This is a genomic window from Alteromonas sp. LMIT006 (assembly GCF_024300645.1).
GTDB lineage: Bacteria > Pseudomonadota > Gammaproteobacteria > Enterobacterales > Alteromonadaceae > Opacimonas > Opacimonas immobilis.
This window is the reverse complement of record NZ_CP101291.1, coordinates 116,731-140,227: the sequence shown is the minus strand read 5'-3', so window position 1 is coordinate 140,227 and position 23,497 is coordinate 116,731. Positions and strand designations below refer to the sequence as shown.

Below are 23,497 nucleotides of genomic sequence, written 5' to 3'. Positions count from 1 at the left end.
TTCCGTGTTGTTATTTTAGTGATTATGATTTGATGGTTGCGCCGAAATCTTCCAGCATAGTGCGGATTTCAGCTGGACTTTGGGCATGTGCAGCGATGTTTTTAAGCTTTTCTACGCGCAGTGAAATGTTGGCAATACATTCCCTAAAGGCCTGTGCTTTTGCTTCATCAGTGCCTGTCAGTTTTGACGGATCTGATAGTCCCCAATGTGCTTGAACTGCGTCCCCAAACCAAACGGGGCAGGTTTCTTTAGCCGCGGAATCACAGACAGTGATAACCAGATCAGGGTGAAAATCAGCAAAATCATCCCATGATTGACTGCGAAGGTGTTTAGTCTGAATGCCTTTTTCTTTGAGGTAATAGATACTCAGTGGATGGACGGCGCCGACTGGCTGGCTTCCGGCACTGCGCGCATCTATAAGGTCACCTGCCAAATGCTGGGTAATCGCTTCGGATAAAATACTGCGACAGCGGTTGTGTGTGCAAATATAGAGAACTTTGAGCATCGGAAATTATATGATTAGGATTTAAAGGTCACAAAATACAGAAAGTGTGTTAAATTTTGATGACAATACGTCTAATAAAAAAACCGCCACAAGGGCGGTTGTTTCATGTCTGGCTTCGATCGAGGGATTAATTCGGTGCATCCTTGCACCTCACCCTGTGGGCAAGCTGTGCTTGTTCAAAAATGCTTTCCTGCATTTTTGTCGAACCAAGGTTCTCATCTCCTCTCTCAATTCCTTCACACATAAAAAAACCGCCACAAGGGCGGTTGTTTCATGTCTGGCGGAGAGAGAGGGATTCGAACCCTCGATACGCTATTAACGTATACACACTTTCCAGGCGTGCGCCTTCAGCCACTCAGCCATCTCTCCGGAAATTTGTTGCAACCCATCAGATTGCGAGCGCGTATACTAGCAAAAATAAGCGCTAGCGCAAGGATTTTGTTTCGAACAATTAATACCAGTTAACCAGTGATAAGCTGTTTACTCGAGAGAATTCCGAAATATTTCGAGTAACTAATGTTTTGTTTTGGCTCAGTGTTTCTGCAGCAATTAAAATATCATGAGGTCCAATTAAATTTCCGTGCATAGCCAACTCATGTTTGATCTTACCTGCAATCCTAGCCGCGTTATTGTCAAATGAACCAACACAAACATGGTTTAAAAATGTGTTTAACTGTTCTCGACGTTTGCTTGGGGAAGTGCTTCGGTTTAATCCATATTCAAGCTCGTAAACAACAACAGACGGTATGTATATCTCACTTGGAGGAACATTTAATAAGTGATGTTTAACATTTCCCTGACCTTTGAAAAAATAAATCAATGTATTGGTATCAAGCGAAAACACTACCAATCCTCCCTTGGTAAATCAGCGCTTTGATTATCCCTGAATTCTTCAACGATAGGAAAATCATTCCATGAACCGCTCATTTCTCTGACTTCTAAAGGCCAATCTGTTCGAGTACTTTTTTCGATTAACTGTGCTATCCACTTACTTTTTGATAACCCTGACGCCTGAATGGATTCCAGCATTTTCTTCTCAGTTTTTGCATCAAGGTAAATAGTGACTTGTCCCATAGAACCTCCATCTGTTATATATGTGAAAGTATATGTGTTTGACGAAATGAGTCAACTGAGCGAACTTGAATCAATGCTAAAGACTTGAAAACAATCATACTCTCTTCGAGCGTAGGATTATTTTGTTTGGTGGACCTGGAGGGTGAAAATTGGAACCACTTAATAACATCACTTCATTGTTGGGAAAAAGCATTAGCAACCCTTGCAGCTCAGATAAATTTGAGTGTTTAAAAGAATCTTTCTTAAGAAAATTGATACATCCCGATTCAAACATCAAGAATTAACCACAGTAAGGGTTTAGAACACAGTTCATTCTTCTACATTGTATTGCTCAAATTTAATATTACAGAATTGAAGTACAGGATTCGAATTGACTTGGCTATGACGATTTCGGCTAACGACCCAAAGCAGCCTTTCGATATGCCATCGATGGCGGTTTGTTCAGGCAGATTCCACTCTTTAAAATTGAGTGATCACTGTCACACCAGGTGAAGTTGCTTGATCCATCGAGGTGAGAGCTGAGACTGATTCCTCAAGAGAAATACACCGACCCAAGAGTTTTTCTGGAGCAAGTTTTCCAGAGAGAATCATGTTGAGCATCGCACCGTATCGATGTGCCTGCATTCCATGGCTACCCAAAATCATCAGTTCATGTGCAACAACTCTATCCATGGGAATAGGCGGAGTAGATTGATCTGCCAGCAACAGTCCGACTTGGATATGACGACCCAGACGACGAAGTGATTTGACCGAATTAACGGCGGTAATCGGGTGACCCAACGCATCCAGTGAAACGTGTGCTCCACCTTTTGTAATTTCGTGGATAGCCTCAACTACGTCCTCGACTTGGTTTGCATTGATGGTTGCTACAGCTCCGAAACTTGCCGCTAGCTTCAGCGCTTCTTCAGATAGATCAACTGCAACAACGTTCGCCCCTAAAGCAGTGGCTATCATAATCGCCGAGAGACCTACACCACCACAGCCGTGAACGGCAACCCACTGCCCAGCGGAAACAGCCCCTTGGTCAACCACCGCACGGAATGAGGTAGCGAAGCGACAGCCTAGGCTTGCTGCCGTTGTATAAGCCATCTCCTCGGGTAGTGCGATCAGATTTACATCGGCATGATCGATGGCAACGAATTCAGCGAATGAACCCCAGTGTGTGAAACCTGGCTGGGTCTGACTGGCACAGACCTGGTGGTTACCAGATGCACAGTTGCTACAGCTGCCGCAGGCACTAATAAACGGAGAAGTGACTCGATCTCCAACCTTGAAGCTACGTACATTTTTGCCAACAGCTTCAACGATGCCAGCAAATTCGTGGCCAGGGACGTGCGGCAATACGATGTCTGGATCATGCCCCATCCAACCATGCCAATCACTGCGGCAAACGCCTGTAGCTTCAACCTTAATGACAACACCCTCGGAATTAGGCTTGGGATCGTCAACCGTCATGATCTTTGGTGATTTTCCGAAACTTTCAAATACTACCGCTTTCATCGATTTCTACCTCTAAGCACCTTTTGTTCAGTCATCCAAGGTTACTGATTTGACGTGAAATTGCTTTTCTATTTTTTGTTGATTTCCAAGCCGAAATGAAATTATCATTCTCAATAAGGCTATTATTTGAAGGATTCTTTACATGAGAGATCTAGATAAAACAGATTTAGCGATTATGAAGCGACTACAGTCAGATGGTCGTTTGTCGAACTCGAAAATTGCAGCTGATCTTTCAATTAGCGAAGCGGCTTGCTGGAGACGGATCAAAAGCTTGGAGCAAGAGGGTTATATACAGGGATATCAAGCCAATCTTGATCGCCGCAAACTAGGCTTTGGCGTTATCGCATTCGTTCAACTGACCTATGTGGAACATAATACTGATACCACTAAGCATTTTGAGCGTGTCATAAAAGAATCTGAACAAGTGCTGTCTTGTCACAATACGACAGGTGATGCTGATTTTTTGTTGCAGGTTGTCGCGAAAGACCTCGATGACTACAGCAGGTTTGTCGAGCAGGTACTAAGAAAGCTAAAAGGTGTATCTGCTATCAGCTCCAGCTTATCACTCAGGGAGGTCACGTCATCAACTAGGCTACCAATGAGCTGACGAAATATGTCGCCTTTGTGCCGAAAACATAAGAAGCGTAGTAAGACCTTTCAAACCTTGCCTCCAAATTTGTAGGGTCAAGTCATAGCTTTTAAATCCATGTAATACCATTGCTTGATAATTTCATTTTTCTATTTTATCAAGCTAAATTTTATAATGTTGTGCTTGGTTAATTATTTTTGGGATATCCCCAAAACCTCATGTTTTTAGGCCAGATTGAATATGCATCAAGGGGAGGATTTGGAACCGCCAATTTTTCCTTACCATACAAGGTGTAAAGTAAAATTGACGGCCCAAATAACAATTTGGTGGAGTTGGCGGGGTGTCCTCAGCGCCATCCATGGCGCTGACCCTTCGGGCGCCTTCGGCGGTACAAAATGTTCCATACATTTTGTGAACCCGCTACGCGGCTTAAAATCCCATTCGACCACACAAAAAAACCACGCAAAAGCGTGGTTTTTGTATGTGGTGGAGTTGGCGGGACTTGAATTAAATTTATAAGTAACTGATATTGTTTAGTTAATAATAAAATTAAAAAAACTGTACTACATATGGTGCTACATTAGCGACAGTTCATCTCGGAATAGTTTTGTTAGTAAGCGTTATCGATATTTACTTCCTATTTCATGAATTTTTAGATCTTTAAGACCTTTTTTTTATAGTTAGCATAAACAGCATCGTCAAATTCACTCATGCTATCTGTCTTTATGATAATTGAACCATGCCAGATGGTTCCAAATAATTTTTTTTCTGGATTTATATCTATGTTTAATATCATTTGTTTGCTGGTAGATAGCAGCTCTAGAGGAAAGATTAATTTTAAGTATGAGTTTCTCATAACTTTTTTCATTAAATATAATTGTTTTAATCACTTAAAGCTCACTTTTTTTTAGAATGGGGTTTGTTATTAGCATGGGGGTTGCATCATTGCACATGAATACTCCTCCAGATTGCTCGAATTCATTTAGATACTCTTGTAATTGGGCTTCAGTAATATTAATAACAAAGTAGCTTGGTTCTTGCCATAGCTTGTCTTTGGATAAACCAACACCATTTAACACTGTATATCCTTCATCAGTCAGCATTTGATTCAGTCGCTTTTGCCGACTTAGATTATCTACCTCAATGTCTTGATGACTAAAGGGATTATAGGCTGTAATCACAGCAACGCTATTTATGTCCTGATTATCAAAAATATCGCTCCAGTCTTTTGAAAAGCGCTCAAATCGTAAAGGACTGTCTGGATATTCTTCACATATAAATGATGTTTCAAAATAGGGCGTAACTAGCTCTTCAGGCAATGTGCCCTTGTATTTTTCAAAAAACTGATGTTTTAACAAGGCCTCTTGATAAATTTCATACTTATCTGCCTCTTTCATTGCAAAATACACATCCATTTCGTAGTTGTTCGAGGTTAATTCATTGGCAACGGCTCCAATGGCTATTTCAGCTGCTTGCTTAACAGGGAAACGATAAACTCCAGTTGAAATAGGTGGGAGCACAATAGATTTAAGGTTGTTTTCTATGGCAACTTCAATGATTGATTTATGAGTAAGAGCGAGTTGTTCTGCTTCACCACGATTACCGTCTAGATACCGAGGTCCACATGCATGAATGATATATTCACATACTGGGCTTAATTTGAAGCTAGGGGTAATTACTGCACTTCCGTATTCTTGTGTGCCTAATGTTTTGCAATGTGCCTCAAGCTCTTTACCTGCATTTTTATGAATGACACCACAGATGCCTGAACCAGCCAAGAGTGAAGTGTTGGCTGAATTGACGATGGCATCTACATCTAGGGTAAAGAGGTTTTTGTGTACGACAGAAATCAATGCTAATCCTTAAACTGGTCTTCTAAGTGTTTTACCCAAGATTTGTCATGGAGTTCTTCTCGATAACTTTCACGAACTAAAGCAACCAATTTTTCTTGGAGTTCATCTCCCTGAGTCCCATACAGATAATCTTCGCCTTCCATGCAAATAATCTCATTAGAATCGAGGCAGTAAATTCTATCCTCGATAATAGTGTCTTCAGAATGAGGGAATTCTCTTAACCGACCGACCATATCAACGTCAACAGTATGTAATTTATTATCCTTTGTGAAGTAATAGAACACTTGCATCCACAGTCTTATTTCACATTTGCAACTTGGGGAAGAAAAATGAACATCCATACTTTTATGCCAGCCATCATTATGCAGTGACTCATCATCTGGAAATATATAATCCCTCTCATTAATGTAATCTTCGCCTTCCGAAAAAGTCCAATCTTCAAGTTTAGCTATTTTATGCAAGCTGTCACCATCGAAATCATCTTTTCCAAGAGCGTTTCTATCACCCGATAAATAAGGTAGTAGTCGATTCATTAAATTTTTAACTTCATCAACATTGAGGTTGCGGTTCACCTCAATCATCATTGATTTAACTCTGTTATCTTTTTGATAAAACTGATTTGGCACAATAGAGCCTGAGAAAGGTTCGTTTATTGCCACTGAGTAATCATTCATAGTGAAAAAGCGATACACATCTAATACAAGCTCTTCTGGTACATGAAATGCGTCAAATCCAATACAAAAGTCTACAGGTTGGTAATATTCACTCCTATCCTCATATGGTAAAGCTTCATCTGGAAAACTGTGACAATCAATAATTAAACACTCACCATGTTCATCTAGTTCTTTTTGAACCGCTTCCTCTAGTCCCTTGTGATGTGGGTCATAGTAGCGTTGAAGTAATGCTTCTCTTTGTTCGGGGGGGAATTCTTTTAAAGGTGTTCCATTCTGACGTTTCGTATAGACAGCTCCCATGCCTTTTTTTGCCATACTTTCTTGATTGTCATCACGAAAACGCTCCATATCTACAAGTAATCTTGATACTTCCGCTGTTACTCTTGTGATTTTAGGATGCTCAAGTCCAAACATTATGTCGGTATTATGATCGGTCATTAGCTGGATTTCTTCTAAGAGTGCTTCATCTGAAACCACAAATAAATCACGATATTCATCTGGAATATAAGTTGAGTGGTGTGGGATATGTAAAATCATGAAAGCGTCCTTAAAACTGTTTGTAAAAATCCATAACGATGTCGGTTAAATCATCGTCCAAATAACATAGTGCTTGGTTTTTAATATCTTTAGGAACACCAAACCTAGCCTCTGCTACACCACCTGCAATAGCTGCTTGTGTATCCGTATCACCCCCAAGTGAAACAGCTAATCGGATTGCGTCTTCAAACGACGTCGCCTCTAATGCCGCAGTAATGGCTTGAGGAACCGAATCTTTGGCACGCTCTGTTCGCTGGTATTCATCTCGAATGTCGTTAATAGAGTAATCCAAAATATAATACACACTGAGCAAGTGTCGTATTTCGTCAGGGGATTTACCTTGTCTGGCATAAAACACTGAAAGCGAAGTTGCCCTTGCTGCATCAACAGCTTCGGGGTGGTTATGGGTAATCAGTGTGTATTTATCTGAAAGGGCAATGACTTCTTCAGGTGTTTTTACCACCCAACCAACTGGCGCAATGCGCATCGCACTGCCATTTCCCCAACTTTCATAAGGTTGTGGGTCTTTACTTGCCATCCATTGAATAAATCTCTGACCCCAACCGCCCGTTGAGAAATATTTTCGGCAGTGGGAGTGCATGGTCTTAATTGGACAGCTATTGTCGAGAATCGACTTCATCACCGCAGTAGTGCAAATCGTATCGTCAGTATACTTAGACTTTGGATGAAACAACGGCTCAAAATCATAGCGTTTGATTTTGCTGAACTCGTATTTACTTCCAATGATATCTCCAGCAATGACGCCTAACATTTCCGACCTATAAAACTTTTAAAAATCTATATTGCCAACCTATCATGGAAGAAAAACACTTTCTATAAGTTAATATCTTACTACTGAAAATATATCTAGTTTTCAGTCTTTATTTTGCATAGAGTAATGTTTTGTATGGATTTAGATTTAATGTATTAAAAATATATAATATTAGAGAGAGTTATGACTATTACGGTGAAGAAAAATAAGCTCTACTCAAGCAGTGGCTCATATTTAAAAACGATTTCGTGCCCAAAGCGCATTAAACACTCTGAGTTAGAAATGAGCGATAGTGAATACAGACAATACCACTGTGATAGTTGTGATAAAGCCGTGCTCAATACTGATATGCTTGCTGAGCATGAAATTGAAACAATCCTTACAAGTTCAAATGATACATGTGTCTATATCAATCCTTTAAACCCAGTATTTAGGGTTATATTGACTGATGGATATGATGAGTAACGCAAAAAAGGAACGACGTTATTATGAGTAGAGAAAATATGAATTTTAGTATTAATCACGTTGCGTTTGATCACTATAAGCGTTACCAAGATAAACTACCAAATGTAATCACTGTGAGAGATACAAAGATTCTTAACCAGTATATCGATGCAGGTCATGAATTTAGCATTGTACAAAGGGAGGTATGCCAATCATTAATGACGTATCATTTGGTCTTTCAGAATAAAGATACACGACGTGTAGAATCCATTATTGTTGGTAAACATAAAAAAACAGATGAATGGATTGATATTCGAGACCGACGTTTTAATCTCTTCAAGTCTTTAGATGAATACCTTAAAAATGATAAGTTGCTCGCACAACATGAGTACTATCAAGGACGTCATCCATTTGAATATCCTTGGGGTGCATATGTATTGCCAATTGGAGTTAAGCAAGGTCAAAAAGTGTATATAGGTGACATTATTGAAGATGTCGCTGCAGGTGGCTTTTGGGCATTACGTACTCGTTTTGGTAATGCCATTGGACAATGGGATGGTAAGAGCATTGTTCTGGATGAAGGGGTATCTGAAAATACGTTTTGGGACACAGGCATGGTGGGATAAGATTTTAAGTTTAAGCAAATTATTTTGCTGAACTCGTATTTACTTCCTATGATATCGCCAGCGATTTAGCTAAGCATAAATATTCCTTGAGATACTAGTAACCGACTGATAATGTTGAATTAACATGATGGAGGGGTAACTACTAGTGCCAAACTTTTTTTCTAAAAAATCATTGCAAATAACAATTATCACTTTAGGTGTAGCTCTTTCTTTTTCTGCGCTATCAAACACGATTGAATATCAATGCAGCTTTAATAAAACCGTTAATTACAAAGGCGAAGTATTAGAGTCATATTCTGATATTCGATTTGTTGAGGATGTATATACTGGCGAAGCAGTAATGATTGGCAACAACGGTATGAGTAATGTATCTATTAACGAAGGTCGATTAAAAACTTATATTGAAGCAAATGATTCAGGTGCAATTTCAACGACAACAATACTTGAAAATGGTAAAGCAATACATTATCGAGTCTCTAGCTTGCCTGGCACTGACTTACATTATTCTGCGATGTTATATGGGCAATGTGATAAGAAATGAAGCTTATAGAGAATAAACTTTTTACAGGTTATATCCACAAGCCCTAAATGATAAGGTTGGTATTTTGGATGACGTGTTAAATCATGAGGTTGGTAAAATAAACCACTAGATTAATTTATTAGGCACTAACAGGAGGGGGTGTATTTTGGGTGAGTATATCTATCTAAGTATAATCATTATTTTGCTCGGTCTTATCTTTAGGTTAGTAAAACAACTCAGTTTTAAACAAAAAATTATTCAACAGAATGAACAAAGGAATGAGGATCTCTATAATCGGACGATTTATGAGTATCAAGCCTCTCGCTGTAGGCGTATATTTGAATTACTTAGCGCTATTCATATTCGCCAATCGAAAATTAGACATTATGAAATGCTTCTTCAATTTGAAGATAATATCGAAAGTAACTTCCCAGATTCAAAACTACCAACTAACGAAGAATTAGATAACATAGTTTTTCAGTTTGATGGACAATATCCTTATGATATAACTCAGTATAATGCGGGTGACTTTATAGATTTTGATGAGTTTGTAGAAGAAAAAAACGGAATCAATATAACAGAGGCAAAGGAAAGGCTATCACTTCCTAATGTATTAGCCAAACTCTGGAAAATTGGAGTGCTATTAGAATCTTCATGTATAGATAATAAATTCTTTAGCACAGATAAGTTAGGCTGTATTTCAGGAGCTTCCGAACTTCAAGCCTTGGGTTATGAATCTAAAAATTCACTTAATAAATATTCTTCAAATTTTTATTTTTTCTGTGTTGCTAAAAGTGAAGTAAGAGGTATTGTTTCAGAACTTTTTGATGCGCATAATGTACTTGTTAGCCATTTCAGTAAGCAACATAAAAAAGATGATGCTATTCAGGCTTTTCCTTTAGAGTTTGGCCGAAAAATAATACATTTACCTACATTTGATTTTAGCCTTTACGATTTAATTAGCTTAAAATATGAAGTGATAATTAAGTCTGATAGTTCATTCTTTGTAAATAATAAAAAAGAAATAGTTTGTAGAATATATTGTTCTTGCGGGAGTGATTTAAGATTTAGCATGTATGTTAATGATAGATGGCGAGCTATTGATTATGAGTTTTTATTCGACAGAGAGCATGTGTTAATTAGTAGTGGTTCTGCGGAACTAGCATCAACTAGTTTTAAAAAGTTAAGTGAAGCTTATAGAGCGAGTTTTTGATTAGCATTTACATAATTGAATTGTAATATTTTTTATGGCTTTAAAGTGTTAAATCCTCACGATAGTGTTAGCTGCAATAAGGTTGCATTATGTCAATAATATTAATTGAAAACATCGAGGAGTTTTTGAAATTGCACTAGTCAGAGCGAGTTGAACTGATTAGGTTTTTTTATCTTCGAAAACAAAAGGTTATTCGTTATGGAAATTAGTTCCGAAACTCCTTTCTATGCATGGTGACTTTTTGACATACGAATTACCTTCAAAATGTGCAATGTTCAACGGTGTTGATCAGAAGATTTTCGAAAAATTATCTTTAAAACAAAGAGAGATATTGAAAATCAGAAGCGTAATTGAGGAACTTGATGCTACATGGCTTTAACTTTGCGGCTGAATGTAAATAAGCCTCACTTCAACCGTTGCCATTTGCTCACTAAAGTTGACGTTTTTAATTGAGATCTGCATCCCATGGTACTGCGCAATAAGTTTTGCAATATAAAGCCCTAAGCCTAAGTGCAGTTCTGAATCACCTTCTTGTTCAGCTCGAACAGACACCATAGAGTCAAATAATGAATCTTGCATATCCTCTTGGATGGGGTTGCCAGTATTTTGAATGCGAATTGCGCTATCTTTATCCAGTGTGATATCAATTGACGTATGCGGTGTGGCAAAATCTATTGCATTGGAAATAATCTTATCGAGCATTTGTCCAAATAGTTCTGTTGAGCCTTTGATTTGGCTTGTATTAAGTGCGGATTCAAAAGTAATCTTTAAGTATTCAGGGATGACTACACTTTCTGTATATTCTTTTAAGAATCCTACCACATCAAACGGCTGATGCTCTGATTGCTCTAACATCTGCTCTAAACGCGTAGCCTCACTCATGCTATTTAAAATATGGCTTAATCGAGCAAGCCCAGATTGCGCTCTTTTCACAAAAATCTCTGCTTCAACACTATTTTTATCTTCAATCAGCTCTAGATTTTCTAGGGATGATTTCACCACAGCTACTGGTGTTCTTAGCTCATGGGATAAACGTGAAGCCATCTTTTCAAGATATTGATTATACTGACCAAGCCTTGAAAGCATTGATGCAAAACTGCGAGACAAATCCCCAATTTCATCTTGGCTTGATTGTACTGGAATTGAGCCTGTAATTTTACCTTGGGTATCGATAGCGTTATCGGTGTTATTTCTTAAGTTGCGAATGCGACTTGAGATACGTGAGGCAAGGAAAAACAAGGCAACCGTACCTAGAATTATCACAGTGATAAAAAAATTAAACTGTTGTTCCAATGCCTGGTTTCTAAGTGTACGAATACCATGGGTTGTTTGCTCTACGACCACCGCACCCATGACATCTTCAGCCACATAAATAGGGTGCGCCGCAGATAATATGACAGCCTTACTGTCCGTACTTAAGCGCCACTGTGTATTAGCATTACCTTGTATTGCCTGATTAACAGCTTCTCCCTCTAGTGCTGTGGCATTGGCAAGCTCATCTAAGTAAGTTTGTGGGGGCGTGGTGAGTATTTCGTTGTAAATAGGTTTAAGCACGTACTCGTAAATTTGAGATACAACCGATTCATACCAATTTTGAGAAGCTTTTTCAGGTTGTGTAGCTTCATATTGAAATGCGCTACTATTCTGTATGTCTCCAGAGCGAGCCAAAACTCGCTGATGTTTATCCACTATCCATACACGGGCATCAGCATAGGCAAGGCCTTGGATGATTTGCTCGATTTCAGGTGAGGGGACTATCACAGTCCCTAAACTACTTAAGCTTTCAGGGTCGGCTGTCCCCATTGTGTAGCGTATATTACGTTCATCTTCATCATCAACATCGCCAATCGCAAAAGCAATATTACCTTGCATCATCGAAAGCGGGAAACGAAGTTCTACCTGATAACCTGTTGGCGTATTTTGCCAATATCCTTGTATACGTCGTTCAAGTTGGGCAGGGCGATAGTTGAGATTGGATACAATGTTTGGATTTTCATCTTCTAATGGTGAAAGTAAATAGGCGTTTACCCAACCACTTTGATAGGGAGCAATTAAATAGCGTTGAAATTGACCAAACTCATCCCGTAATGCCACTTGAATAAAGTCATTCTTATGGATGCTAAGCATGTTTTCATTTCGATTAATGACATTATCATCTTGTACGTCAAACATGGCGTATAGATAGCGTCCGTATTGGCCGACGATGTGCTTAAATTGAAGACTTTCTGTTACAAATGGCTGATTTTGTGAAATGAGATTGCGCTCATCATACTGCAATATATGCGCCTGATAGCTTGACCAATCTTGTAGCTGACCATCTAATCGAATAGGTTGTGAAATTTGATGGGCGTATAAGTCTTTGCCAGGCTCGATTTCATTTAAAAATGCCGATTCTTGAGAAAATAAACTCGGACGTTCATGTAAGGCAGTTGCAACCGCTCGTGCAGTGCCGACAAGTGTCTGCTCTTGGCCGATCCGTAAATATGTCTCAAGCTCCCAGACATATTGATAGCCCATGTAAGGGATAGCAAATAAGAAGGAGGAGAATACGAGTATTTTTGCACGTAGACCAAATCGAAACATGACTAAATTATCCTATCCGCCAGCGATAGCCCATGCCATAGACAGTTTCTAATGCGGAAAAATCTTTATCCACTTCGATAAATTTTTTACGAATGCGTTTTATATGGGAAGTGATTGTCGTGTCATCTACCACCATTTTAGCTGCATCCATCAACTGGTCTCGACTTTTAACATGCCCTGGATTAGAAACAATCGAGTGTAACAACCAAAACTCGGTCACAGTTAAAATAAGCTCTTTGCCTTGCCATGTAATATGCATACGCTGAACATGCATCCGCAAGTCACCTAATAAAATAATATCTTCCTCAGTGCTACTTCCAGAAACGAGCTCTGTACGGCGAAATAGGGCAGCTATTCGTGCAAGCAGGTGAGCTAAGCTAATATCTTTTGTCACATAATCGTCAGCACCCATGCGAAGCCCACTAATGGTATCGATATCATTATCACGTGCGGTAAAAAACATGATAGGTACAGTGGGTGATAATTGGCGTAAATACTGACACACCATAAAACCGCCATCATGCTCATGCCCTAAACCAATATCAATGATGGCTAAATCTGGCAATGATTGCGTAAAAGCAGTTATTGCACTTTTTCTATCGGCATATAGGCTTACGTGATATCCCTGACTCTCAAGTGCGCTTAAGTAGTTTTCGCGCAAGATTGGATCATCTTCAATTAAGGCAATGTGTTTAGCCATATATATTAAAATCAACTGCTTAGTGAATTTATATGCTCACTATAACGATTTTCATTAGGAAAATCAGTTTCAAACACACATTTCCATATTTTCGCCACAATTGACCATCAGATTGCCATGATTGCGCTGTGGGATTGCCATTTTTGTCCTGTTTAATGGCACTTAGTGAAACACATCACGCAGCGAATATTTTAATTTAAAAATTAGTACATTCACAGGACATAAGATATGAAAACAACATTATTACTATCTACATTAGCACTCTCTACTATCACACTTCCTACTAATGCTTCGTCTTTAGGTGATTCGCCAAAAGATATGCAAACCATGGAGAATACAGCGCCAGTTGTTGAGCAAGTGCCGTCATATTATGGCGTTGGCACAGGTGCAGTAGTTGGCACGCTTGTAGGTGGGCCGATTGGACTGATTTTAGGAAGCGCGTTTGGCGGGATGATTGTTGATGATATCAATAAAGATAAGCAAATGTTGGCATTAGAGACTTTGAATGCTCAGCATGAACAATTGATTGCCTCGCAACAAACTGAATTACAAGCGCTGGCAAAGCAAGTACACAAACCATCCTCATCATTTGAACAAGTGAGTCTTAGTCAACCACAGGTCACATCACAACAAGTCATTCCTGAGTTGCTAACTCACATTCAATTTGCCACAGGTGCGAGTAATATTTCATCCATTTACGAGCCTCAGTTGGACTTACTCATCAAATTACTAGCAAGTCACGAGAATTGGCTAGTGACCTTAACTGGTTATGCAGATAAGCGCGGAGATGACGAATTTAACTATGATTTATCACGCTCACGAGCAGAAATGGTGGAGCATTACATTACTCAAGGTTTACTAGCCAAGTTAGGCGATAAAGCGATTGAGCCAAATATCATCGTGAAAGGCGTAGGCGAGGCAAACCAAACAAGTTCTCATTCAGATGGTGTTGAGGTTGTGAATGTTGAAGAGCTGATGTTTGACCGCCGAGTCGCAATTGATATTCGTCCAATCTCGGATGTGCAAGTAGCAAAAAATTAATCCCTCCAAGAGAGTAAGAAAAATATTAGGGAGCTAATGCAAAGGATTGCATTTTTATGGAAGCAAATTTCATTATTCAACACATTTTTAGGAATTATTCATGATGATAAGACAATACAACATGTTATTTATGGCCGCAGGCATTGCCCTAGCTGGTTTTTTTATCAGTCAAACACTGGTTAATTCATCTACTGCACAAAATACTATTAGAGTGAAAGGTTTGGCAGAGCGTGAAGTAAAAGCAGATACTGCCTATTGGACTGTGAGTAAAGGCTTAAAAACCACCGATGATTCATTACCCACCTCCTATTTATATGAGCGTTATCAAGAGGATACGCAAGCCATTTATGATGCGCTTATTGAAGAAGGTTTTTCAGAGGATGAAATAGAAATCGATGTTGCGAATATCTCTTTTTATGAACTGCGTGATGAGGATAATAATCTAGTAGAAACAAGGCGAACATTAGAAGGTGACATTCATATCATTACGCAAAATGTTGATTTGGTAAAATCCTCACGCACTTCCTTAAACAAGCTTATCGCAAAAGGCATAGCGCTTGATAATCATGAGCCGGAATATCACTTCACACAGCTCAATCAAATTAAACCTGAAATGATCCAAGAGGCAACACAAAATGCTCGCATTGCTGCGCAAGAGTTTGCAAATAATGTAGGAGCGGGTATTGGCGGAATACGTGATGCATCTCAAGGGCGTTTCACCATATTAGATGTTGGCGAATCCTACTCTGATACTCGCAAATTGTTTAAAACCGTGAGAGTCGTGACCAATGTACAGTATTACTTGGATAACTAAAGCTATTTGATTTTAAGATGAGAGATAATAAACGAAAATTAATATAATTATTTTAGAAATGCTGAGATTGATAATCTCACAGAGTTTTAATAATGGACTAGGTTGTGCCAAGAGAATTAACGGTGGTTATAAAAGCTGTTTAATGGAAGAACACTTAAGTAAACTATTGCAATACATACCATAATTGAAATATGTTTATGTTAGGGTGGATATATAGACTATGAGCATTGTAGGGGAAGGGTGGTAATGAAGTTATCTTTAATAATAATAGCTATACTATTGGCGGGCTGTAAAACAGAACAGGATTCTAGCCAGGCTACGTTTTCGTTACATAACTACAAAAATGAAAAGTTAGTAAGGTTAAATGCTGTTACAGGAGAGGTTTGTATAATTAATGAAAATTGTGATGTGAATTGGACAGAATTATCGCCTGGTGAAATGTACTTGTACAATGGTAACGGTGAATTGATAAAAAAATCACAAAATATTGAAATCGAACAGCAATGTTTTTCGGAGCAAAACTGTACTGATGAATTATCAAAGTTAATTACTGGTGCATCATACACATACATGGGTGATGGCAAATTTAAATATAATAAGACTATCAGATGGCGAGATTTGCCTCGAAATTAAATGATGAATTAAGGAGGTTGGTTTGAGTGCTTAATATGTGCTGAAGAAGTCTTGTTTGAATAAGAAATAAAGCAAAAAGTAAGTGTAGTGTCAATAGTGGAGCCAAATTCAATTATTTTAATTAACTATTCATTAAAATAGTACGTATTCAGTTTATCGGTTTTGGTTAAGTTGATTATAATGTTTTAACAAACTCAACTAATTGATTTACCTCTTCTTCAGTGAAAATCTCTATATGAGATAGTAACTGAGAGCGACTAGATAGAACTCTTCCGTAGTTATAAATTTCATCCTCAGAATATTCGTACATTGAAAAAAATGGAACAGGGTTGAGGTGAAATAGTATCACTTCGTCCAGAGTGTTAAAGATGCCATTATGACCATACGGTGGTGTATTAATAACATTAAGCAGTGATGGTGTTTTAAATTTAAATCTATCTTCATAACGAAGAGAAATTTCAGATCTTCCTAAATCCTGCCCATCGATGCTGAATCCAAATTTGCCCTGGGGAACGGCAATAGAATGAAATTTAAAATCACTCAATAAATCACCGCTATGACAAGACGCACATCTTCCTTTACCATAAAAAAGATAAGCTCCTTTTTTTTGTAGTTCATTAAGCGCTGTTTTATCCCCTTTGATATAATGAGACCATTTTGATTCAAAACAATTTTCAGTTTCTATCAAAAAAGAACTTATCGCGTTACCTAAGTGAGATAGCTCAAGCTTTTCCAAGTCAATACTAGATTTTATAAAAAGGTTTCTAAGCTCATCCCATTTACTACCTTTCGAGTTTTTTATCTTATCTTTTAAAAATTGTGATGCATGGTCATATCTGGCCTCATAATATGAGTCATCAATTGCAACCATTTCATTACTCTTGGAATAATCTAGAAGACCTAAAAACTCATCTCTAGCTAAAATTGGTAAAATTGTAGCCATAGCGAAAGGTGAGTCAAAACCTTTATCCGTCATGTTTCCAAGGATATTTACTATTTTTTTTGACTGAACTTCAACTTTGCCGTCCCAGAAATAAGTAACATAATCTTTGTGTCCTCTACCTGAAAATGTGAAAGCATTTCTTGGTACAATAATTCCGTTACCTTCCAAAAGTCTCTCAGTACCTTCTCCTTTACCTCCTACGCCGATTGCAAGTGATAACCCATCTGTTCTATGTCGTTGAGCTAAATGGCAAGTGGAACAAGATGTATCATTTCCACCACTAAGAAGTGTACTATCAAAAAGTTCTTTACCGAGTGCTGTTAACTTTTTGTTATGGGGTTGTGTTGCTTTACAATCAAAGCCGTTTAATTTGTATATCTCTATGACTTTGTCCAATTTAAAGTCGATGCTAGAAGATAAGCAATTATTTGATATAAAGAAAAGTAGAATGCAAAGTAGAAATCTCATCAACGTTCTCTAAACTTATGATGTATAGCTAAATCTTTAGCTGGTTTTTGATGAATTTCAAGGGCGACCAGCCCTAAATATGAAAGTTGATGCTCACTTACTCCACGAGCAAGCATTTTTTTTCTTAGTTTATCGTAATCATGGCAGTCTAGTAATTGTATTTCGCTCGACATCTGGATTTTCTCGTTATCCATTTGCTCAATATACCAATTACTGTCCATAGCATGAGCACATTTCAAGTTCAGTTCCATATACTCAGTTTTAAAGCGTTGATAGGTATATATTGATAAGCCAAAAGTTTCCCACAAATATGTCCCAGTAATAATTATCAAGCAGACGGTAGCAATCTTGTTTAAATTTTTCATTTTATCTACAGAACAGCAATGCCTAATGAGTTTAGAACTTTAAGATCTAATGTATCTTTAATTGGAAGTCCTTTCGAAAGTCTATAGGTATTAACTGCCAATCGAGTATCAGGTCCCATAACACCGTCTAAATTACCATTATAAATATTCATAGCTTGAAGGGTGAGTTGCACTCGTAAGATAATGTTTTTTCTTTTTTCTTTATCGGACATTATCTGGTTAAATTTTCGTTGTTCAGCAGATGGAATGCTTGCCTTTGGTCTTGAAGGTTGTGCAAGTGGCTCTGAGGGAGCTGGAGCTGGGTAAGATGGAACAGGAGTGGGGCGTGTTCCCCCTGAGCTAGAGCGGTGTGACCCATGACTCGCATGTGATGAATGACTGCGATGTCCAGCCAAATATTCTGGCATTTCACCTGCGTTTAATGGAGCTGTTTCAACTTCGTTTAAAAAATCAAATTCATTTACAGTTTCAATTGGATTGTCCTCGCTTGCACTTGTTTGTGAAGCTAATGCAGTAAATCCGGTGAATAAACTAACAAGGTTGCGTCTTTTATTTTTCATAAAATTCTTCCTATTGGTGTGGTAACCATATCTTTACAAGATGAAAAGAATCCACAACATTTATTCTTAACTATACAATAATTACACTCTTTTGGGTAAATGTTTTTCCAGTCACTTATTGATTTATGACAGTGCTTATGTAGCTCTTCAGGTATGTGACAAAGAGGATAATTGAAGAGATTAATATTGATTTTAAATCGTTCTTTCAGAGAGCATGCTGCAGTTAATTGTTCAGTGTACTCGGATGGATGCAAATACAATTGCTCCCAGTTTTTTCTAGCCCAACCAGTTTGTTCCAAATTCATTATTGAGATGCTACTTATATGATTTAAGGAAGTAGCAGCCATTTCAATTATAGCTGATAACTCATGGACGTTTTGTTGGGTAGGTATAATTCTCAGCTCTATTGGAATACCATGATTACCTGCGTTTATAAGTCCTTTAATTGTTTCTGACCAGGCGTTATCTGCATTGACTAATCGGTCATGAATAACGCTATTAGTAGAGTACAACGGGATCCCAAATTGCACTTCCCGCCCAGTAATTTTTTCCTGTATTGACTTAGTGAACGTTTTGTCTTTAAAGGCGCGCCCATTTGTTAAAATATGCAATGGTGTTTTATTTTCGAATTTGTTTAAGATATCAAAGAAGTTGAAAATGGCTTTTCTATCTAATAATGGCTCTCCTCCAGAAATACCTATTACTGATTCGGTATTAAAAGATACTATAGATGACGCTGCGTAAGCATAGAGGATGGTATCATCAACTTCTCGTGGTGGTTGCGAGCAGAATAAACATAAATTATCGCAACGCTCTGTAACTAATAGTGTATTTGCGTTAGCCAATTTGCTTAATACAATTCTAATTTTTCCTTTATGATCAATGTACCCAATGTCTCCATGCGTCGTCCATTTATCAAGTTCAGCATGCCAAAACGTAAAATGTTCACTTTGACTACTTTCATCATTTGAGAGTAGTACTTGTGTAATTGGTGCGTTTATGAGTGAATGTCCTGAGTTATTCTTTAAAATTTGAACTGGACCAGATAGCCCTTTTAAAGCATCAATAGTAAATAAATCAGGTCTTTCAACGTTATTCACATAACCACCTATCAAGAATTTTTTTTACCTCTTTTGATTCTAGAAGCTCAAATATAAAGTCAAATATACTCTTATGAAGTTCACAAAATCGCGAGGAACCTTTAAGGCCAATAGGCTCTCCATAATGCTGCAAATGGTAAACGGGGTCACTGCCACAACTTCCTTGATATACGCAATCACTACAGCCAGGGACGTCGAAATTAAATGATTCTGAGAGTAAATGAATAGAGCTTGTCAGATCTAGATTTTCGTCATTTACATGCCCGAGAATCAATGAATCATTTCCATATTTTCTGTATACCATTCTGGCTTCATCGGATCCGAAAATGTTTCCAGTGTAATCAAATAGTAATGTATTTTTTAAGTAGCCAGCTGGAGCCATCAAGTCAACATAAGCGGAGTTAGGATTGTTTAGAATCCTCTTGTAATGAATTAATAAGAAATACTCTACTAGTTTGTACCCATTAACATTTTCTGATAAAACACGTTTTATGAGCTTACGATAAAAATTCATAAAGTCAGGTACAGATATATCATTAACTTGCTTTCCTTCTGCAAATCCGAAAGGACTTACAGGGCGAACAAACATACCCCCTAAACCAAGAGCAATATGAGTATCAACTAACTCATCATAACCATTCAAGCCTTCTCTAGTTATCGTACTTACAGTACCAACTCTATTTGGGCCTAGGTTTTGGGTTATTGACTGAATATTTCGTTGAACTAATTGAAAGGAATCTTTGGTAATGAGCTTGCGGTGCTTGTTGTGAGCTTTTATGCCTGCATCGATGCTAGTAGAAAATTCTACAGGCTTATTTTTGCACCAGTTTATTATGTCTTTATTCAATAATGATAAGCTGCTAGTGATTACTATACTAAAGTTATCGATACCAACTGATTCAGAAAACTTCTCATAAAAATCACGAATAAAATCAAATGCAAGTAATGGTTCTCCTCCTTGAAATTCAATTTTATATGGCGCGCGCTCAACTTTTAGTATCCAGCGAATTATATTTGGAATAGATTCAATTTCTAAGTCGTATCCTTTCAAATCTGAATTGACTCTACTTACTTGGCAGTAGCTACAATGGTGGTCACAACGTAAAGTTGGAACTATCATAATTAATCTATGTGACTTAAGATCGCGGTTGATATTTTTAGCAAGAGCACTTGCAGTTAGTAAAACTTTACTTTCAAAATCTTTAGGACTACTAATAAATAATTTCTGTTCAAGCTTGTTAAGTAAGTCTATATCTTGTGAACTTTCATGAATGAAACACTCTTGGAGTTCTTTTTTGTTATTTAATACTTGATAGTGATTTGCTAAGTTAGATAGTAAAACTTTTCCATTTTGAAGTTCGCGAAAATTTGTAGGAAGGATTTTGTATGTGGCCATTATTAAGTTGTTAGGTCTTTAAGTGTTTTTTTAATAATTGCATTTTTCAATGAATCAGTTTTGCTGCTTATCCTTTCCCTGAGAGTGTAATCATTAACAAGTTTATGTATTTTTGAAATATACAATTCTTTTAAATTTTCATCACAGGAAACCTCAATTAACCACTCATTATCTGATTCAGTTAAGGTCCACATGCAATCATCATCGAGCCAATACAAAGCTTTTCTTAAGGCAATTTCAGATGTCGATTTTTTTTTAAGTAATATTTTCAATCTGGTTCTTCCCAACCGTATACTGAGTCATCAATAAATAAAACGTGAGGACCCAAAATACTATTTTTGGAGTAATAATAGTAAGTTCTGTATCCTCCATCAATTTTCAAAGGTTCTCCTAGTAACGCTTTTACAGAATCCATGCTCATCCCCCTTTTTAGTTTGCGCCATTGTGTATTTCCTACTGGGATTGTTTGTGAAGGGGTTTTAAGCTGTTTTTCTAGCTGAGAAACACGCTTCTCAAGATTTACAATATGATTATTAAGGCTCATTAGCAATCTTGTTATCTCATCATCACTGTTAGCGAACGAAGAGGTAGAAAAAAACATCGCAGTTAAGCAACATATAACTATGAAAGTATATTTTACATTAAGGCACATAAATAAAACTTCAATAAAATTTAAAAAGTTACCGTATTAAATTCAGTTGTTAAAGTCAATCATATTTATAAATCTTCATCGGCTTTCTTTGCGTTGTTGTGGATTTATATTGTTGATTTTGCTATAATAATCGGATGGATAAAGTAGTGTTTTCAAGTCAAGATTTAGATGTTGTACAGCAATTATCAGCATCAATGAGCGTCGAGCAGATAGCTGGGTATTTCGGTATATCCAAAACTACTTATTACGAAGTTGCCAAAAGACAACCTGAACTACTCGAACGATATAAGCAAGGTAAGTCTAGACGAATTGCAGAATATTCTGAAATTGTCCATCAGCATATATTGAACGGAGATAAAGACCTCTTGAAGTTTTACCTACGAACTCAAGCAGGTTGGACGGACAAGAAGGAGGAAACCTCTGTTACTGAACTTCCTCCAATCAATATTCATCTTATGAGTCCATCTGATATTTCTTCTTGAATTAATTTATTAATAGTTTTCTTACACTTAGGCTGCCATCAACATATTTGATTTTTTCTTCTGGGATACCTTTCTCAATAAGGATATCTTCAATCTTATTTGCAGAGACCCAACTATCATCATATGCGTGATCAAAATCTTTATATTCGATATCCTTGATAGTGATTTCTTTTACAACTACAATATCATCGTCCCTGTTTGCAACTTGCTTTCCATAGTGTGGTGTTTGAGAGCTATAAAACCAATTTAGTTCTATTGATGCACTTTTATCAACGCTTAGTATTGATTTAAAAAATTCATCCATTGTTTCACTCTCAACTCTACTTGCATTACTTCTGAATCCTGCGCTTAGTATTATTTTGTCGTCACAGCTAGTTGTACTAAATATCTCACAAACACCAAAGTTTTCCCAGTTAAGGTATTTATACGAATTATCATTATTCGGGTTCTTAGGGATGTGTTCAAATTCATTTTCGCTGATTTGTGCAATGTGTTGATTACCACAAAGAATACACGTCATACACATTAATGACTCTTTGGTACTGCATTTGATATTTAAAGTGAAATCAATATAATTCGACATAATGTCTCCAAGTTTAATTAATTTAAAAAGGGCTTCCGTCCAATTCATCATACTTGTCATAGAAGTATGACTTAGTATTTCCTCCTTGAGATTGGAAATGTGATATGTGCTTATTACTGCATGCACTTATATCTTGCTCTAGCCCAGTTATAATAGTTCTTTGAGGGGATTGCTTGTTAACGTGAAATGTGTTGTGAGTTGGCAGTAAACGTGACGGGGTTGTGTCATTCCTGTACAGGATTTGTTTCAAGTCTGTGTTTCCTTTTTCGACTTTTATAGAGGTAGGTACTGCTTCTAGAATCTGTTCATTGGTAAGAAACACTGTTTCAACTGTGTCGTTGATATATTTTAGATTGCCTGTATTTTTGTAAGTGGTTAAATGACCAGTTAAAAACTTTGTTCCGATTATGCTAACTGGGAGTCTAGACCAACGGTCAGGCTCTGGGAATCCACATTTCCTCCAAAACTTTTGAAGAGCAGTATTTTTTCGTTTTGAATGACACCCAAAATACTTAGGAGTCTTACCGCATTTTGTTTTCTGATTAAGATTAAAAGTCTGTCCGATCAGTTCGTTTTTGTTTAAATCTGTATGATGAAGGGTTTGCGATGAAAATGAACGTCCAGTTGCCCCTTTTATTGAAGGCGATGTACTTTCTAATAATGTAATAGGAACTTCCAATAGGTGTGCTATTGCTGCAACGATTGGTTTGGTTTCTTTGATTTTTATTGCATGGTCATTTATGTAAGGTATCCCATAAATAATATCAAAATTATCGCCATTCCAAATAAGCTCAAGTAAAGGTAATAACCTCTTAATCTCTAAAGGATGAGATTTATAATTAGAAGGGTAAGGATTAAAGAAACACATAG

At 37.4% G+C, this 23,497-nt stretch carries 27 protein-coding genes and 1 tRNA gene; 9 read left to right on the top strand and 19 right to left on the bottom strand.

All coding sequences use genetic code 11. The features are described from left to right. Positions 1 to 22: 22 nt before the first annotated feature. From NLG07_RS00620 to NLG07_RS00600, 5 genes are all read right to left on the bottom strand, one after another. Complete coding sequence (locus tag NLG07_RS00620) at positions 23 to 505, bottom strand: arsenate reductase ArsC (protein ID WP_254855766.1); 483 nt, start codon at positions 503 to 505, stop codon at positions 23 to 25. A gap of 278 nt (positions 506 to 783) precedes the next feature. Beyond that, positions 784 to 874, bottom strand: a tRNA-Ser gene (locus NLG07_RS00615). Positions 875 to 956: 82 nt separating this feature from the next. Next, positions 957 to 1,349, bottom strand: coding sequence for a type II toxin-antitoxin system VapC family toxin (locus NLG07_RS00610; RefSeq protein WP_254855765.1), 393 nt, complete (start codon positions 1,347 to 1,349; stop codon positions 957 to 959). Next, positions 1,349 to 1,579: a hypothetical protein gene (locus tag NLG07_RS00605; protein ID WP_254855764.1), complete on the bottom strand. Its 231-nt coding sequence runs from the start codon at positions 1,577 to 1,579 to the stop codon at positions 1,349 to 1,351. The genes NLG07_RS00610 and NLG07_RS00605 overlap by 1 nt, the downstream gene beginning before the upstream one ends. A gap of 459 nt (positions 1,580 to 2,038) precedes the next feature. After that, positions 2,039 to 3,079 (bottom strand): zinc-dependent alcohol dehydrogenase family protein, encoded by a 1,041-nt coding sequence (locus tag NLG07_RS00600; protein WP_254855763.1) that lies wholly within the window; start codon positions 3,077 to 3,079, stop codon positions 2,039 to 2,041. Between the two features lie 142 nt (positions 3,080 to 3,221). On the opposite strand from NLG07_RS00600, the gene NLG07_RS00595 reads away from it, so the two are divergent. After that, the gene (locus tag NLG07_RS00595) at positions 3,222 to 3,686 is read left to right on the top strand and encodes an Lrp/AsnC family transcriptional regulator (protein WP_254855762.1); all 465 of its coding nucleotides are present in this window, start codon (positions 3,222 to 3,224) and stop codon (positions 3,684 to 3,686) included. 872 nt (positions 3,687 to 4,558) lie between these two features. Here the strand turns inward: NLG07_RS00595 and NLG07_RS00590 are convergent. The 3 genes from NLG07_RS00590 to NLG07_RS00580 are packed head-to-tail and all read right to left on the bottom strand — an operon-like array spanning position 4,559 to position 7,504. Further along, complete coding sequence (locus NLG07_RS00590; protein WP_254855761.1) at positions 4,559 to 5,521, bottom strand: DUF3293 domain-containing protein; 963 nt, start codon at positions 5,519 to 5,521, stop codon at positions 4,559 to 4,561. Between the two features lie 2 nt (positions 5,522 to 5,523). Continuing rightward, positions 5,524 to 6,732 (bottom strand): N-formylglutamate amidohydrolase, encoded by a 1,209-nt coding sequence (locus tag NLG07_RS00585; protein WP_254855760.1) that lies wholly within the window; start codon positions 6,730 to 6,732, stop codon positions 5,524 to 5,526. A gap of 10 nt (positions 6,733 to 6,742) precedes the next feature. Next, positions 6,743 to 7,504 (bottom strand): ADP-ribosylglycohydrolase family protein, encoded by a 762-nt coding sequence (locus NLG07_RS00580; RefSeq protein WP_254855759.1) that lies wholly within the window; start codon positions 7,502 to 7,504, stop codon positions 6,743 to 6,745. A 183-nt stretch (positions 7,505 to 7,687) separates the two neighbouring features. On the opposite strand from NLG07_RS00580, the gene NLG07_RS00575 reads away from it, so the two are divergent. From NLG07_RS00575 to NLG07_RS00560, 4 genes are all read left to right on the top strand, one after another. Continuing rightward, on the top strand, positions 7,688 to 7,969 hold the full coding sequence (locus NLG07_RS00575; RefSeq protein WP_254855758.1) for a hypothetical protein: 282 nt from the start codon (positions 7,688 to 7,690) through the stop codon (positions 7,967 to 7,969). Positions 7,970 to 7,992: 23 nt separating this feature from the next. Then, the gene (locus tag NLG07_RS00570) at positions 7,993 to 8,574 is read left to right on the top strand and encodes a hypothetical protein (RefSeq protein WP_254855757.1); all 582 of its coding nucleotides are present in this window, start codon (positions 7,993 to 7,995) and stop codon (positions 8,572 to 8,574) included. 145 nt (positions 8,575 to 8,719) lie between these two features. Next, complete coding sequence (locus NLG07_RS00565; protein ID WP_254855756.1) at positions 8,720 to 9,115, top strand: hypothetical protein; 396 nt, start codon at positions 8,720 to 8,722, stop codon at positions 9,113 to 9,115. Positions 9,116 to 9,260: 145 nt separating this feature from the next. Next, the gene (locus NLG07_RS00560) at positions 9,261 to 10,307 is read left to right on the top strand and encodes a hypothetical protein (protein ID WP_254855755.1); all 1,047 of its coding nucleotides are present in this window, start codon (positions 9,261 to 9,263) and stop codon (positions 10,305 to 10,307) included. A gap of 375 nt (positions 10,308 to 10,682) precedes the next feature. On the opposite strand, the gene pdsS is transcribed toward NLG07_RS00560, so the two are convergent. Together pdsS and pdsR are read right to left on the bottom strand one after the other, a co-directional pair. Next, entirely contained in the window at positions 10,683 to 12,890 is a 2,208-nt protein-coding gene (pdsS, locus tag NLG07_RS00555; RefSeq protein WP_254855754.1) for a proteobacterial dedicated sortase system histidine kinase, read from the bottom strand. 7 nt (positions 12,891 to 12,897) lie between these two features. After that, the gene (gene pdsR, locus NLG07_RS00550) at positions 12,898 to 13,590 is read right to left on the bottom strand and encodes a proteobacterial dedicated sortase system response regulator (RefSeq protein WP_254855753.1); all 693 of its coding nucleotides are present in this window, start codon (positions 13,588 to 13,590) and stop codon (positions 12,898 to 12,900) included. A gap of 228 nt (positions 13,591 to 13,818) precedes the next feature. Between pdsR and NLG07_RS00545 the strand changes: the two genes are divergently transcribed. The 3 genes from NLG07_RS00545 to NLG07_RS00535 all read left to right on the top strand — a co-directional run bounded on the left by NLG07_RS00545 (position 13,819) and on the right by NLG07_RS00535 (position 16,078). Next, positions 13,819 to 14,631: an OmpA family protein gene (locus NLG07_RS00545; RefSeq protein ID WP_254855752.1), complete on the top strand. Its 813-nt coding sequence runs from the start codon at positions 13,819 to 13,821 to the stop codon at positions 14,629 to 14,631. A 100-nt stretch (positions 14,632 to 14,731) separates the two neighbouring features. Then, positions 14,732 to 15,445: an SIMPL domain-containing protein gene (locus tag NLG07_RS00540; RefSeq protein ID WP_254855751.1), complete on the top strand. Its 714-nt coding sequence runs from the start codon at positions 14,732 to 14,734 to the stop codon at positions 15,443 to 15,445. A 246-nt stretch (positions 15,446 to 15,691) separates the two neighbouring features. After that, positions 15,692 to 16,078: a hypothetical protein gene (locus tag NLG07_RS00535; protein WP_254855750.1), complete on the top strand. Its 387-nt coding sequence runs from the start codon at positions 15,692 to 15,694 to the stop codon at positions 16,076 to 16,078. A 175-nt stretch (positions 16,079 to 16,253) separates the two neighbouring features. Here NLG07_RS00535 and NLG07_RS00530 read toward each other — a convergent pair whose 3' ends face one another. The 7 genes from NLG07_RS00530 to NLG07_RS00500 are packed head-to-tail and all read right to left on the bottom strand — an operon-like array spanning position 16,254 to position 21,454. Beyond that, positions 16,254 to 17,489, bottom strand: coding sequence for a His-Xaa-Ser system-associated MauG-like protein (locus NLG07_RS00530; RefSeq protein ID WP_303049214.1), 1,236 nt, complete (start codon positions 17,487 to 17,489; stop codon positions 16,254 to 16,256). Continuing rightward, positions 17,489 to 17,854, bottom strand: coding sequence for a TIGR03982 family His-Xaa-Ser system protein (locus tag NLG07_RS00525; RefSeq protein ID WP_254855748.1), 366 nt, complete (start codon positions 17,852 to 17,854; stop codon positions 17,489 to 17,491). Before NLG07_RS00525 ends, NLG07_RS00530 begins: the two co-directional genes overlap by 1 nt. A gap of 5 nt (positions 17,855 to 17,859) precedes the next feature. Continuing rightward, positions 17,860 to 18,414: a His-Xaa-Ser repeat protein HxsA gene (gene hxsA, locus NLG07_RS00520; protein WP_254855747.1), complete on the bottom strand. Its 555-nt coding sequence runs from the start codon at positions 18,412 to 18,414 to the stop codon at positions 17,860 to 17,862. Continuing rightward, positions 18,411 to 19,514, bottom strand: coding sequence for a His-Xaa-Ser system radical SAM maturase HxsC (hxsC, locus tag NLG07_RS00515; RefSeq protein ID WP_254855746.1), 1,104 nt, complete (start codon positions 19,512 to 19,514; stop codon positions 18,411 to 18,413). Before hxsC ends, hxsA begins: the two co-directional genes overlap by 4 nt. After that, the gene (gene hxsB, locus NLG07_RS00510; RefSeq protein ID WP_254855745.1) at positions 19,507 to 20,910 is read right to left on the bottom strand and encodes a His-Xaa-Ser system radical SAM maturase HxsB; all 1,404 of its coding nucleotides are present in this window, start codon (positions 20,908 to 20,910) and stop codon (positions 19,507 to 19,509) included. Before hxsB ends, hxsC begins: the two co-directional genes overlap by 8 nt. 2 nt (positions 20,911 to 20,912) lie before the next feature. After that, on the bottom strand, positions 20,913 to 21,182 hold the full coding sequence (gene hxsD / locus NLG07_RS00505; protein ID WP_254855744.1) for a His-Xaa-Ser system protein HxsD: 270 nt from the start codon (positions 21,180 to 21,182) through the stop codon (positions 20,913 to 20,915). Next, positions 21,179 to 21,454, bottom strand: a complete 276-nt coding sequence (locus NLG07_RS00500) for an outer membrane protein assembly factor BamE (protein ID WP_254855743.1) — start codon at positions 21,452 to 21,454, stop codon at positions 21,179 to 21,181. The genes hxsD and NLG07_RS00500 overlap by 4 nt, the downstream gene beginning before the upstream one ends. Positions 21,455 to 21,696: 242 nt before the next feature. On the opposite strand from NLG07_RS00500, the gene NLG07_RS00495 reads away from it, so the two are divergent. After that, entirely contained in the window at positions 21,697 to 22,044 is a 348-nt protein-coding gene (locus NLG07_RS00495) for a hypothetical protein (protein ID WP_254855742.1), read from the top strand. 1 nt (position 22,045) lies between these two features. Here NLG07_RS00495 and NLG07_RS00490 read toward each other — a convergent pair whose 3' ends face one another. Together NLG07_RS00490 and NLG07_RS00485 are read right to left on the bottom strand one after the other, a co-directional pair. Then, the gene (locus tag NLG07_RS00490; protein ID WP_254855741.1) at positions 22,046 to 22,627 is read right to left on the bottom strand and encodes a hypothetical protein; all 582 of its coding nucleotides are present in this window, start codon (positions 22,625 to 22,627) and stop codon (positions 22,046 to 22,048) included. A gap of 22 nt (positions 22,628 to 22,649) precedes the next feature. Next, the gene (locus tag NLG07_RS00485) at positions 22,650 to 23,495 is read right to left on the bottom strand and encodes a hypothetical protein (protein ID WP_254855740.1); all 846 of its coding nucleotides are present in this window, start codon (positions 23,493 to 23,495) and stop codon (positions 22,650 to 22,652) included. Positions 23,496 to 23,497 lie beyond the last annotated feature (2 nt).